General features: G+C 46.4%; 9 protein-coding genes. 3 read left to right on the top strand and 6 right to left on the bottom strand.

Features of this window, described 5'->3' with window-relative positions:
• A complete protein-coding gene (locus ACYQ0C_RS06740; protein ID WP_008781938.1) occupies positions 1–699 on the bottom strand; it encodes a DUF4369 domain-containing protein in 699 nt (232 codons plus the stop codon).
• Between the two features lie 193 nt (positions 700–892).
• Between ACYQ0C_RS06740 and ACYQ0C_RS06735 the strand changes: the two genes are divergently transcribed.
• On the top strand, positions 893–3058 hold the full coding sequence (locus ACYQ0C_RS06735; RefSeq protein ID WP_016276919.1) for a S46 family peptidase: 2166 nt from the start codon (positions 893–895) through the stop codon (positions 3056–3058).
• Positions 3058–5244 (top strand): S46 family peptidase, encoded by a 2187-nt coding sequence (locus tag ACYQ0C_RS06730; RefSeq protein WP_016276920.1) that lies wholly within the window; start codon positions 3058–3060, stop codon positions 5242–5244. Before ACYQ0C_RS06735 ends, ACYQ0C_RS06730 begins: the two co-directional genes overlap by 1 nt.
• Positions 5245–5363: 119 nt before the next feature.
• Here the strand turns inward: ACYQ0C_RS06730 and ACYQ0C_RS06725 are convergent, their stop codons facing one another.
• Both ACYQ0C_RS06725 and ACYQ0C_RS06720 read right to left on the bottom strand, forming a co-directional pair.
• Positions 5364–5681: a hypothetical protein gene (locus ACYQ0C_RS06725; RefSeq protein WP_016276921.1), complete on the bottom strand. Its 318-nt coding sequence runs from the start codon at positions 5679–5681 to the stop codon at positions 5364–5366.
• A 23-nt stretch (positions 5682–5704) separates the two neighbouring features.
• A complete protein-coding gene (locus tag ACYQ0C_RS06720) occupies positions 5705–6001 on the bottom strand; it encodes an FtsB family cell division protein (protein ID WP_016276922.1) in 297 nt (98 codons plus the stop codon).
• Between the two features lie 117 nt (positions 6002–6118).
• Between ACYQ0C_RS06720 and ACYQ0C_RS06715 the strand changes: the two genes are divergently transcribed.
• Positions 6119–7933: a DNA polymerase III subunit gamma/tau gene (locus ACYQ0C_RS06715; RefSeq protein WP_016276923.1), complete on the top strand. Its 1815-nt coding sequence runs from the start codon at positions 6119–6121 to the stop codon at positions 7931–7933.
• 188 nt (positions 7934–8121) lie between these two features.
• On the opposite strand, the gene ACYQ0C_RS06710 is transcribed toward ACYQ0C_RS06715, so the two are convergent.
• The 3 genes from ACYQ0C_RS06710 to ACYQ0C_RS06700 are packed head-to-tail and all read right to left on the bottom strand — an operon-like array spanning position 8122 to position 14508.
• On the bottom strand, positions 8122–10149 hold the full coding sequence (locus ACYQ0C_RS06710; RefSeq protein ID WP_016276924.1) for a glucosidase family protein: 2028 nt from the start codon (positions 10147–10149) through the stop codon (positions 8122–8124).
• A 23-nt stretch (positions 10150–10172) separates the two neighbouring features.
• Positions 10173–12347 carry an alpha-galactosidase gene (locus tag ACYQ0C_RS06705; RefSeq protein ID WP_016276925.1) on the bottom strand — a complete coding sequence of 725 codons (2175 nt, stop codon included), beginning with the start codon at positions 12345–12347 and terminating at the stop codon, positions 10173–10175.
• 13 nt (positions 12348–12360) lie between these two features.
• Entirely contained in the window at positions 12361–14508 is a 2148-nt protein-coding gene (locus ACYQ0C_RS06700; protein WP_016276926.1) for a glycoside hydrolase family 31 protein, read from the bottom strand.
• Between the last annotated feature and the right edge of the window lie 23 nt (positions 14509–14531).

Raw genomic sequence — 14531 nt, 5'->3', positions numbered from 1 at the left:
CTAATGGGGAGCTTTTAATTTTTCCATATTCGAACGGGCCACCGTCACATAATCCTTTACTAAAGAGTTATTTTTGAATCTGTCAGGAGCCTCCTCTATAATTTCCTCAATCAAGGGAGTCATGACAGGATAAGGAAAATTGCTGCATAACATAATGAAAACACCCGGCCCCAATACATTATCATAATTCTTCTGGATAAACTCCTTGGCCAATGCATTCATTTCAGCAGCCAGTTTCTCACGTTCTCTTGTTATCTCACGTTGAATTTCATCCGGCGCCTTTCCATCCATAATCATACGGCTCTCCTGACGCTCCAGCTCGTATGCCCTGTCATCCAAAGAAGTCTTTTTTCCTACAAAATCATACAGACGGTCATTCAACGGAGTTCCGGTCACTACAATACGAGCATTGTCGATACTGATGGATATTTTCCCTTTTTCAATCACAAAAGGCATGATGCTCTCATCATCCATATACAAGGATGCCATCGAAGTAGAATCGGTTATACCTTCCATCTTGAACATCCCATGAATCACCTCTGCCGAATCAATACTCAGCATCCGGTCTCCACTCGGAACTTTTACAAATAGCATTTTTCCATCCAGACGAGAAACAGAAGAACTGCCTTCTATCTTATACTCACTGGCACATGAAGTAAAAGCCAATAAAGATACCACAGAGAAAAAAAGTTTATTCATGCTTATCTACGCCCCATTACTATTTTTCGCATACAAAGGTACAATCTATAATTTAGTGACAAAAACATTTTATCAAAATTTAAAACTAAATAGAAGATTATTACCGAGAAGGTGATTTATAGTGCGAAGTTCCCTCTTTTTTTCTATTTTTGTAACCGATATAAGAATAAAGAAATAACAATTAGTACACAAGATGAAAAAATTCAAACTTTTATTGCTCGCATTATTGTGTGTAGCATTCTTGCCTTCGAAGGCAGACGAAGGTATGTGGCTGTTGCAACTGATGCAAGAACAGCATTTGGCAGACCGCATGAAAGCACAAGGCTTGCTGCTGGAAGCAGACGACATTTATAGCCCGAACCGCGTTTCATTAAAAGATGCAGTCGGTATTTTCGGAGGAGGATGCACCGGCGAAATCATCTCACCGGATGGACTGATCCTGACCAACCACCACTGTGGCTACGGAGCGATACAGCAACACAGTTCGGTAGAGCATGACTACTTGACGGATGGTTTTTGGGCAAAAAGCCGCAAGGAAGAGCTGCCGACTCCGGGATTGAAGTTCAAATTTGTAGAACGCATTGTCGATGTCACAGACAAAGTAAATAACAAGGTAAAGACAGGTGAAGCAAAAGAAGAGGAAACCTTTGAATACGATTTCCTGAAAAAACTGGCCGACGAGGAACTGAAAGCCAGTGACCTGAATGGGAAAGCAGGCATCAGCGCACAGGCTTTGCCTTTCTATGCAGGCAATAAATTCTATTTGATTTATCTGAAAACCTACAGCGACGTACGCATGGTTGCCGCTCCGCCCTCATCCATCGGCAAATTCGGTGGTGAAACAGACAACTGGATGTGGCCCCGTCATACTTGCGACTTCTCTGTCTTCCGTATTTATGCGGATGCCAACGGCGAACCGGCAGAATATAATGAAAACAATGTTCCTCTGAAAGCCAAAAAGCATCTGGCAATCTCACTGAAAGGTATCAACGAAGGTGACTACGCCATGATTATGGGATTCCCCGGAAGCACCAACCGCTATCTGACTCAAAGCGAGGTGAAGCAACGCATGTACTCCACCAACGAACCCCGTATCCGCATACGTGGTGTACGTCAGGATGTACTGAAGAAAGAGATGGCCGCCAGTGACAAGGTACGTATCCAATATGCCAGCAAATACGCAGGCTCCAGCAACTATTGGAAAAATTCTATCGGCATGAACAAAGCGATTGTCGATAATAAAGTATTGGAGACAAAGGCTGAACAGGAAGCCAAGTTCGCCCAATTCGCCAAGGAAAAGAAGAACGCCGATTATGAAAAAGTGGTCAGCGAAATTGACGCCGCTATCGAAAAGAGCAATCCTATTCTTTATAATTATACCTGTTTCCGTGAAGTCTTTCAAGGAGGTATAGAATTCGGCACTCCTTATCTGATTCTGGACAAACTGAAAGAAGCGATCAAAAAGAAAGATAAGGAAGCAATCAATAAGAATATTGAAACGCTGAAAAAAGTATATGCCGATGTACATAACAAGGACTACGATCATGAAGTAGACCGCAAAGTGGCCAAAGCCCTGTTACCCCTATATGCCGAAATGGTTCCTGCTGATGCCTTACCCGCCTTCTATACTACCATCCGGAAGGATTTTAAAGGCAACTATGACGCATACGTAGATCATTGTTATGACAATTCCATCTTCTCCAACGAAGCGAATTTCAATAAATTCATCAAAAAACCGACGGTGAAAGCCATAGATAAAGATCCGATGACAGCATACGTACGGGCTAAATATGACTTGATGGACAAGTTAGGAAACGAACTGGGTGAATCAATGAAAGGCATGGCTTTATTACACAAAACTTATGTACGCGGCCTGTGTGAAATGTATTCACCGGAACCCAAAGCCCCGGATGCAAATTTCACGATCCGCCTGACATACGGTAATGTAAAATCATACAATCCCAAAGACGGAGTACATTATAAATACTACACCACACTGAAAGGTGTCATGGAAAAAGAAGATCCGACCAATCCGGAATTTGTTGTTCCCGCCAAACTGAAAGAATTGTATGAAGCCAAAGATTTCGGACGTTATGCCTTGCCCAACGGTGACATGCCTGCTTGTTTCCTGACTACCAACGATATTACCGGTGGTAATTCTGGCTCTCCCGTCATCAACGGTAACGGTGAACTCATCGGTGCCGCTTTTGACGGTAACTGGGAATCACTGAGTGGTGACATTAATTTCGACAACAACCTACAGCGTTGTATCGCAGTGGACATACGTTATGTATTATTCATCATCGACAAACTGGGCGGATGCAAACACCTGATTGACGAAATGACTATTGTAGAATAATGAAAAAGAGCCTATTACTATCACTATTTACCCTCACAACTCTCGCCGGCCATGCCGACGAGGGGATGTGGATGCTGACCGATCTGAAAGAACAGAACGCAGCCACCATGTATGACATGGGGCTGGATATCAGCATAGATAAAGTATATTGCCCGGACAGCATCAGTCTGAAAGATGCTGTAGTGCATTTCGGAGGCGGTTGTACCGGTGAAATCATCTCTGCAGAAGGCCTCGTACTGACCAACCATCATTGCGGTTACAGCTATATCCAGCAACACAGTTCGGTGGAACACGACTACTTGACTGACGGTTTCTGGGCTATGAGCCGCAAAGAAGAACTTCCCTGCAAGGGACTGACAGTCACCTTTATAGACAAAATACTGGATGTCACTCCTTACGTAAAGGAACAACTGGCTAAAGATGAGGATCCGGAAGGGCTGAACTACCTGTCCCCCTCCTATCTGAGCAAAGTAGCCAAACGTTTTGCCGAACAAGAAAATATAGCAATCACTCCGTTCACCGCTTTGGAACTAAAGCCTTTCTACGGAGCCAACCGCTATTACTTGTTTGTAAAAACCATCTATAAAGACGTCCGCATGGTAGGCGCTCCCCCCTCTTCCATCGGGAAATTCGGTGCAGACACCGATAACTGGATGTGGCCCCGTCACTGCGGCGACTTCTCCATGTTCCGCATCTATGCGGCCCCCGACGGCAAACCGGCCGACTATAATGAAAGCAATGTACCTTTAAAGGTGAAAAAGCATCTGGCCATCAACCTGGGAGGAATCAAAGAAGGAGATTTCACTTTCGTAATGGGATTCCCCGGACGCAACTGGCGGTACATGATTTCGGACGAAGTGGAAGAACGTATGCAGACCACCAACTTCATGCGTAAGACCGTACGCACCATACGCCTGAACAACCTGTTGGAAGAGATGCTGAAAAGTGATAAAGTACGCATCCAGTACGCCAGCAAATACGCCTCATCAGCCAATTACTGGAAGAATGCCATCGGTATGAACGAAGGACTGGTTCACCTGAAAGTGCTTGATACCAAAAAGAAACAACAGGAAAAACTGCTGGCTTACGGACGTGAGACGGGTACTGACGCCTATCAGAAAGCCTTCGATGCTATCCGGGAAATCGTAAGCAAACGCCGGAATGCCGTATATCATCAGCAAGCCATCTATGAAGTCTGCAAACTGGGAACGGAATTCTACAAGATTCCTTCCACAGACAAAGTCCTGCAAGCGTTGAAAGAAGGATACAAAGCGCCTCACGCCACCAAAGAAATCAATCCGCTGGATCATGCCTTGAACCAGTTAAGCAAACAGGCCGATAAGTTTTTCAACAAGAATTATAATCCCGAAGTAGACCGTAAAGTATCCAAAGCTTTGCTGAAAACTTACGCGGAACTAATTCCGGCCGAACAACGCATCAGCATCTTCAAAGTAATAGACAAAGAATTCAAAGGAAACATTGACGCCTTTGTTGATGCTTGTTTTGACACATCCATCTTCCGCAGCCGTGAAGCCTTTGACAACTTTGTGGCAAAACCGGATGCCAAGACATTGGAAAATGACCTGATGGTGCAATATGCCAAATCAGTAGACCAAGGTTATGCAGATACCGATGCAGCCATGAAAGCCGAAACCGATGCCTATAATCTGGCTCATAAAACTTGGGTGGAAGGCATGATGAAACTGAAACAGCATGAAGGTACTCCTATTTATCCAGATGCCAACTCCACGTTGCGTCTCACCTACGGAAAAGTAGGCTCATACAGCCCCAAAGACGGTGTGGAATACAACTATTACACCACCTTGAAAGGCGTAATGGAAAAAGAAGACCCGGACAATTATGAGTTCGTGGTTCCGGCCAGACTGAAGGAACTATATAACAAGAAAGATTTCGGACGCTATGCCATGAAGAATGGTGAGATGCCCCTCTGCTTTGTCACAGGGACAGACAATACAGGCGGCAACTCCGGTTCTCCTGTCTTCAATCATAAAGGAGAATTGATTGGCACCGGCTTTGACCGCAATTACGAAGGACTGACCGGTGACATCGCTTATCATCCCCAGTTGCAACGTGCAGCCTGTGTGGATATCCGCTATACCTTATTCATTATTGATAAGTTTGCAGGAGCGAAACACCTGATAGATGAAATGACCCTTGTGGAATAACAGCACGCAAACAACTATCTTTCAGAACGCGGACAACACGTAACACATGTCGTCCGCGTTCTTCTATTTTTCACAAGACAAACCTATGATAAACGTGCACGAAAAACGACACAGATCCCTCAACGTTTCTCCTTCTCCAACTCCTGCGGAATACGGAAAGCCGTATAAAGCTCCAGAACCGCGGCAATGGAAAGACAAACAATCCATTCGTTGCGTTTCATGGTAAACATCAAGACTCCTGCAAAGACCAAAGCGACAGCTCCGAAAACCTGCTGCTTGCGCAAACGCTTGATGATAAAATTCTTTCCATCATAACGATTTCCCATCACCTGCACATAGCCGAACATCACAGCACCCAGCGTATACAGATAAGGTGCAAGCTCCCACCGGGTGATTTGCAACACCGCACCAGCCAACAGCAGGACTGCCCCCGCCATCGAAATTATATTATAAGATTTATTCATTCTTCAAACACAAAAATATCCTCGTCAGGCTTCTTCATCAAATACTTCTCGCGTGCTATTTTCTCCAAAGCCTCAGGATTCGTGGTCAGCTCCTTCAGTTTCTCCGTATCCTCCTCATATTGCTTCCTGTATTTCTCTATCTCACTATTCAGCGCACTGATCTCACTACGGTGCTTCACACGCCGAATCAGGCTGTTCTCATCCAAAAAACCTATAACCACCATAAAGATCAGCACCGTAATCATATACTTATGGTGCCGGATGTAGTTCCAAATAGTCAGCAGTTTGCTCATACAAAGAATACCTTTTTTGATTTTTGCAAAGATAGAAATATTTCAAGCAATCCTACCCATAAAAACAGATAATTTATGTACTTTTGCAGAACTCATATTAGAAAAAGAACTCCGCTTATGGAAAATTATATCGTATCGGCACGAAAATATCGTCCCGCTACATTCGAATCGGTTGTGGGACAACACGCGTTGACCATCACCTTGAAAAATGCAATCGCTACCGGCAAGCTGGCACATGCCTACCTGTTCTGCGGGCCGCGTGGAGTGGGAAAGACAACATGTGCACGTATCTTTGCCAAAACCATCAACTGCCAGACTCCCACTGCCGAAGGCGAGGCCTGCAACCAGTGCGAATCCTGTCTGGCATTCAACGAACAGCGTTCTTATAATATACATGAGTTGGATGCCGCCAGTAACAACTCAGTAGAAGACATCCGTTCGCTGATCGAACAGGTACGTATCCCGCCACAAATCGGCAAGTATAAAGTCTATATCATTGATGAGGTCCACATGCTGTCGCAAGCCGCCTTCAATGCTTTTCTGAAAACATTGGAAGAGCCGCCTCAACATGCCATCTTCATCCTTGCCACAACGGAAAAGCATAAAATACTGCCTACTATCTTGAGTCGTTGCCAGATTTATGACTTCAACCGCATCGGCATCAAAGACACGATCGAACATCTGCAATACGTCGCCACACAGGAACATATCAACGCCGAACCCGAGGCCCTGACCGTCATCGCACAGAAAGCCGACGGCGGTATGCGCGACGCCCTTTCCATCTTTGACCAGGTAGTCAGTTTCACAGGCGGAAACATCACTTATAAAAGTGTGATCGAGAACCTGAATGTACTGGATTACGAATATTATTTCAAGCTGACCGATTTGTTGCTTGAGAACAAGGTTCCCGAGTCCATGCTGCTTTTCAATGACGTATTGAAAAAAGGATTTGACGGCAGCCATTTCGTCACCGGTCTATCCTCTCATTTCCGGGATTTGCTGGTAAGCAAGGATCCTTCCACCCTGCAATTGCTGGAAGTAGGCGCCGGTATCCGCGACCGCTATAAGGAACAAGCGCAGAAATGCGACCAGAAATTCCTGTACCGTGCCATGAAGCTGTGCAATGATTGTGATCTGAACTACCGTGCAAGCAAAAACAAACGCTTACTGGTAGAACTGACACTGATTCAATGCGCCCAGCTCACCCTGCCCGATGCCGATGATGTAAGTGGTGGGCGTAGCCCTAAGAAGATATTAAAACCCCTATTCACGCAGCAAACGGCTCCAGCAGCCGCCACGCAGCCACAGCCTCAGGCTAAAGCCGCCGCTGCACAGACCCCAGCAACCGCCGTCCCTCAACCGCAGGGCACAGGTACAGCCGGTGGTGGTATGAACGCAGGCCGTCCAAGCCCGTTGCCTCAAGCCAGAGAAGAGAAAAAGATCCCGGTGTTCAAGGCGGGTTCGCTCGGCATATCCCTTCGCCGCCCCTTGCACGAACAGCAAGCCGCGGAAAAGCAAGAAGTAAAAGTGGCAAGCACCGCTGTCCAAAACGATGCCACATACGAAGATTATATTTTCAATGAAAAAGATCTGGACTATTACTGGCGTGAATTTGCAGCCGCCCTGCCCAAAGAAGAGAAGGCCAACTCCGCACGAATGATGAACATGCATCCGCACCTGTTGAATGACACGACTTTTGAAGTAACAGTCGATAATGACATGGTGGAAAAATACATGATGCAATTGATTCCATCGGTTCAGAATCACTTGCGCGAACGCCTGCACAACCGGAAAATCACCATGACGGTACGTGTCAGCGCCCCTACCGAGAACATCCGTGCCTACAGCCACGTGGAACGTTTCCAGATGATGAGCAAGAAGAATCCGAATCTGCTGAAACTAAAAGAAGCACTGGGGCTGGAGTTATCATAACCTCTATTGAAATAAAAAGCCGCCGAAAAATCCTTCAAATCCTTCATAATCACACAACATATTGTTTGTCAGCGTGTTATTATGAAGGATTTTGCAAGGAATCCTTCATAAATGTTTCATCGGAGTGCTTGATATCTTATTTTGTTTCAACATGGCCCAACTAATCCACAAACACATCCAAGACAAGATCAGACAGAAAGCACAATTCTTACCGACTCACCCTCTTTGATCTTTTTTTTATACACAAGTTCCTTTCCCTTATAAACCCTCACATCCAATTTGTCTTTTACACGAACTACCTGTATATCAAAATCGGAATTGAAAGCGCGTACTTTATTCAAATTAGCATATTTCCAATCTTTAGGCAAACGTGGTGTCATCTCGAAAGAACGGAATCCTGTGGGACGTATTCCGAAAAGACCTTCTGTAAATATACGGCAATACAATCCGCTTTCTGCCGACAAATGGCGTTGATCACCTTCCGGCCATGCCTCAATAGCATAAGGAACATGATCGCCCAACAAACGGCGTTGAGAATATTGCTTCAGAAAATCGATACCTTTTTCTACCTCACCTGCAGCAATAGTACCCCGCAAAGCATACAACGTAGAACGATCCCAAAAAGTTTCTGTCCCGGCCTGTGTCAACAGACCGTCATTTGTCCAAAGGCGCGATGAAAACAACGCATCAATAGTACCTCGGGAGCGATCATAGATTCCGACTGTCAACGGCATGCAGATCCATGCACGTAGCACATCGTTGCCTTCATAATACCGATAACTTTTATACCCTTCTATATCATAACCAAAATGAGATTCGATAGCACGACGCAATGCAGCCGCCTGTTGCGAATACTCTTTCAACCGTGATGAGGGAAGCCCCAGTTCCTTTCCTAAAAAAGAAGCAGACAACAGCGCATCATAATATAAAGAAGAGGTGCAAAGATTGGCGTTACCGGCAGGAAAGCGGTTCTCCAATTCATCGGAATCGGAAGCCACGACTCCTTGATCTGTCAGTTTCCGACGACAATACTCCAGGCACCATTCTATCAAAGGCCAAAGTTCGCGCGCCTCTTTTTCATTGCCTCGTGCCAATGCATAACGTGCCGCTCCGTATGCAATCATCGCCCCGTCGCCCCGGTCTTTCGCTCCGTGCCAGTAGCCCACGCCTTCTGAAATGATGGAACTGGGAATAGGACGGTATTCATCATTCATGTAACGGGCAAAATGACGGAAAGCATTCAAAGCTGATTGATTTCCTATCTCATAGCCCAAATAAGGAAAAAACGGATTGATATACTCGGCCTGGTCATTCGCCCAGATGGCTGCATAATAGGCTTCGCCACCAGGGCCATGCATCAGTCCGCCCTTCGTATTGTAAATGCTCTCAGCACCACGCAATTTGGCAAAAGCAAACATCGTATTCAGAGTTTTATCAGGAGTGTCCAGCACCAGATTGTTCCGCCACTGGGCTATCAACGCACGGCGTCCCGCCCTATCGGCGTCAAGATTGATACGGGCGAACGGCTCGTCTCCCTCTTTTCTGCCACTGAAAACGGCAGAAAATTCCAATGACTCACCGGGATTCAGCACAAACACACCGCTCTTGGACAAAGATGCCTCAATATGATAAGCTCCATAAACGCCCGCCTCCTCAGGAGTGGTATATTTCACTTTCCATTCGGGGACGCGCATCGTGATGGCATTCTTCATCTGATTGGTGAAAGTATATTCCTCGCAGTAATAAGCAGAGTTGGGTGACGGATAAAGTACCCGTTTCAACGATACGGCGTTATCCACCTTCTTTCTTCTGTAAACATGACTAAACGAACTTTCCACAGTCATGATTCCGTCGAAGTTTACATCCTTCACTTTTTCATCCGTCAACGTAAGGTCGTCAATGGTGACCATACCCGGTATGTTTACATCAAACCTCTGTTTCAAGTTGTTCTGTGTCTTATTAGGCTTCATACGCAACATCGGAAACACCAAGCTACGATTCAAAGAAAAGGCACCGTCGGCATTGACCCCATAACGCAACACGACAGATAATTTCTGACCGCTCATTTCCACATGATCAAAATGCGGAAGACGCCCATTGATTTTCCAACAGATGGCTCCATTATCTTCAATGCGCCACCGATCCATCATTTGTGCATGAGCAGCTCCACACACTCCCCACAGAGCAATGGCCCCTATCAATAATCTCTTTTTCATATCTATTACAGCTATTTATTAAATTAGTCAATCATTTTCAATTCCAAGACAGCACTTTCAAACTGTTTCTCCAAAGGATTGGCAACTCCTTTTTCCATCCATTCCTTTCCGGTACGTATCTCCGAAGTAAAACGGGAAACCGCTCCTTCAGGCAGATTGATTTCCCGGAGACTATAGGTCCGGTCGGCTTCCAATCCATCCAAATGCACGGAAGAAACCTTTCCATCCATAGTCTGATAAAGATAAACAACGGCCTCTGTCTTATCCTTTGCCACGTAGCTTAAAGCAGCCAACGGATGTTCATAAGGAGAAACCAACCGATAGAGTTCTCCATGCATCACCAGTTTGCGAAGGTTTTCTTTATACAGCCGTACCCCTTCGGCAAGTTGGGCGCGCTCTTCGGGAGTTGCTTTGTCTAATGCCAAGTCAATGCCGAAAGCACCGCTCAATGCCACATCAATCGCCAGTTTCAGATGGCGCTTGCCCATACGGGTGACATGTGCGGAAATAGTACTTGCTGGAAAGAAATGCCCAAACCCCCATTGTATTTTTATCCGGCTCAACGGATCTGTGTTATCGCTGGGCCAGAAAGAATGGAAATACTGCAAGGAACCATAGTCGATGCGCCCCGACCCACCGGCACACAACATCGCCATCACATCCGGAAAACCTTTTGCAAAACGGTCCATCAGCCGGTAAAGCGCCCAATTGTAATCTATCAACAGATGGCTCTGCTCCTGTGCGGGCAGATAGGCAGATCCAGGCTGGGTGACATAACGGTTGCAGTCCCACTTCACATAAGAGATACCCGGATTGGGACGAAGTGTCTGATCAATCACCTGCCATTCGTAATGTTGCACTTCCGGGCGAGTCAAATCCAAGATTTCTTGATGACGTCCCAAGATGGGCTCACGTTTTTGCTGAGTGATAATCCAGTCGGGATGCAGGTTATAGAGCTCGCTTTTAGGATTCACCATCTCAGGCTCCAGCCAAATTCCAAAACCTATTTTCCGTTTGCTTGCTTGTTTAGCCAGATAAGAGAGTCCTTTGGGCAGTTTCTTAGCAGACACCTGCCAGTCTCCCAGCCCGTGCTTGTCATCGTCGCGGGAGAATTCTCCGTTACCAAACCAACCGTCATCCAGCAAAAACAGTTCGGCTCCAATCTGCCGGGCACCGTCAAAAAGTCCGATAAGGCGTTTCTCGTCAAAATCGCAATGAGTGGCTTCCCAATTATTCAACAGCACCGGACGGTCTTTCTCCGCATCGCGGATAGCATACTCGGCAGCCCATCGATGAAACTTGCGGCTGGTTTCTCCCTTCCCTTTCTTACTGTATGTCCACAACACGGCAGGCGTGGTAAATGTAGCTCCACGCTCTAAATAATACTGTGAACCGATAGGATTGATCCCTGTCAGCACACGCAAGTTCTTGTTCCAATCCACTTCGAACGCCAACTGAAAACTTCCCGCCCATTTCAGAGATGCAGCAAACACTTCCCCTTCATTCTCCTTGGCGGCATGATTGTATGATAAGATAAAAGAAGGAATTCTAAACTGATTGGCCCTTACTCCCAATTTAGAATCCAGTATCTTGATACCTTCTCCCAGCCGTTCTTCTTCCAAAGTTGCCTCACGCTTGTACTTTCCATTGAACTGGGTAAGCCAATAAGAGGAAGCTTTCAATAAAGGAGAGGCTGAAGCATAACGATACAATACCACTTTCCCCCCTCGCTCATCATGACGGATTGTATTCCATATTTCCATCAGACCTGCAGACTGATAACATTTCACATAGACATCAACGAAAAAATTATAGGCAGGGTCACGCAAGGAAATGACAGTCTGCCGCACATCAGCCGACACCGATTGCTCTTCATGGCCCACATAATGTAATTCCGTCGAAGTATTTCCATCCGTATGCGTAGCTTGGATAGCAGATTCCGTTATCACACCATTGCCATAAGGCGGCAAAAACTCCTGTTCGCGAGAGGGCAAAACCGAAGGAAGCAAAATCTTCTTCTCCGCATCTCCGAAGCCCAGCTGATAAAGGCGGTTGTCACTGCCCACCATCAAAGTCAACTTCAAATTGCCGGAGACGATCTCAATCACCTGCTTTGCTACAGAAGATGCAGCCTGCTGTGCCTGCGCCCCCAACAGGGCAAACACCAACATACAAAATATACCGATTCTGTTTTTCATAAATTACCCATTATTACATAGACATAAATTTCCAAGTCACTGAAGCCACCGAATTGGGCTTACCTTTCTCCGCTTTAGAAACGGTTCCTTTCAGCTTACCGTCCTTTTGACGCACCACCTTGATCTCGCGCCAGCAAAAAGCCCCCTTCTCATAATCGAATGTTTCTCCATCGTCATCATACAAGCGATAGCTTCCCTCCGCCTTACCATAATGACGGATTTCAAGGTTTACTTTTTCACCGGCAGCCGGAGCATGAAGTCTGGCTTCCATCATCGGGATGATTCCTCCATCCTTTACATAAACAGGAATGCGGTCCAGCCCCGGAGTGACTATAATCGTCTCCCCATTTCCAGCATACTTGCCAGTATAGAAATCATACCAGTCTCCTTTCGGAAGAACCACTTTGCGGGTAGCCTGTCCGGTGAACATCGGAGCCACCAGCAAGTATTCTCCCGCCATATACTGATCTTTTATTTCTTTAGTCACTGCCTCCAGATAAGGATTGTCCTCCAAATTACGATCAGCCATCTCCACAGACACGGCTTGTTCCGGATTAAATCCCGGCTCCAGATTCATAGCCCGGAAAGGTGGAATACCATCATAATGATAGCGGGCAAACTCCGTATACCAATAAGGCATCATCTGCATTCTGAGCATGGCATACTCTTTTACCTGTTCCGCCACTTCGGGAAAAGACCAAGGTTTGGTGCCACTCGCCCACGCATTAATCATGGCCATAGGCGAAAACACTACCGACTGGAAACGGCGCAACCATTCTTCTCCTGATTTGGAGCCACGCACCTCCGGAGTCCACAACACACCGCTGAAACCGGAATTAATAAGTGCCGTTATAAAATCTTGATGACTATAGTAATCATTATAAAGCACATAAGGAAATGAATTTCCCCCTGCATTGGAAGCACGTACCAAACCGAATGTGCGCTGATTGCGCTGTTTATAAAGTTCGGCTGTAGTACGTTGCACCCACAAACCGTAAGTCTGGCGCATCTGTTCGGCAGAGATACCCGACGGGAATGTTGCCACATCCGGCCATATATAGTGATCATACCCATCCACCTCGTCAATCTTGAAACCACTGACACCGATGTTTATATGTTCTTTTTCCAACTTATCCTTCCACAAACGGCGTGCCTGCACAGTAGCAAAATCAGGCACAATGCCACACCACACCGTATGCGAACCACTGAAAGGATACATCTCGTTATAAATCCCCGACTCAGGCGACACGTAAGGATTGGTCCACAAGTTAATGCGTACTCCCCTTTCCTGCATTTTCGCTATAAAATCGGCAGGCGCAGGATAACGCTCCTTATCCCATTCAAATGTACAGGGATAAGCCTTGCTCTGCCATCCCGGCTCCAAGCCGATATAATCCAACGGAAAACCTTTCCGCTCGAAAGCCTCTGCTTCCTCCATCACCTGCCCGGCAGTATATAGTTTCTGCGTGCGTTGTGTAAAACCCAGCCCCCAACGCGGCGGCAAGTTACCTCCTCCACAAAACAAGTTATAACGGCGCACCACATCCATCGGTGCAGGACCGGCAAACAAATAAATCTCCACCCCCCCTGCCGGAACCAATACTGATACGGCATCCGAATAAGGACGCGCCACCCACGTTTTATCCGTATTGCGGTCTTTTGCAACCGGCGCTTCGGGGCTGTCCTTGCGCGCTCCTGTTCCTGCATACACCGTGAGATAGCGGGCGGAATTGATAAAGATGCCATATCCCCGGCTTGAAACATAAAAAGGAACCGGAGCATGAGTACGCCCATTATCCTTCCCACCATAATGGTCGGTATGCAAATTCAATATCTTCCCACGTTGATGGACAGTTTGAAAATTCAGTCCGAACCCATACAGTTGTTCTTTCTTCTGCAAAGGAATGCGAAGCGAGGTTTTCCCATCCTGAACATTACCCACAATCTTGCCAGCCCACTCCGGCAGACCAACCTCCGGCAACCGTTTAAAACCTTCTTTCTGCGGTGTGCATCCTGCCACCTCCAACAAAGAGTACGCTTCAGGAGTACCCACAACCCCTTTCCAGACTCCCGGTTCTACCGGCTGCCAGACAATCTGTGCACGCAAAGGCAACATACACACCATGCATAGCACCGTACCTATCCATTTCTTGATATTCATAAATTCCACAATATTATTTATAC

The organism is Phocaeicola sartorii JCM 17136 = DSM 21941 (assembly GCF_054653615.1).
The sequence above is the reverse complement of the archived record's forward strand: the minus strand, read 5'-3'. Positions and strand labels throughout refer to the sequence as shown.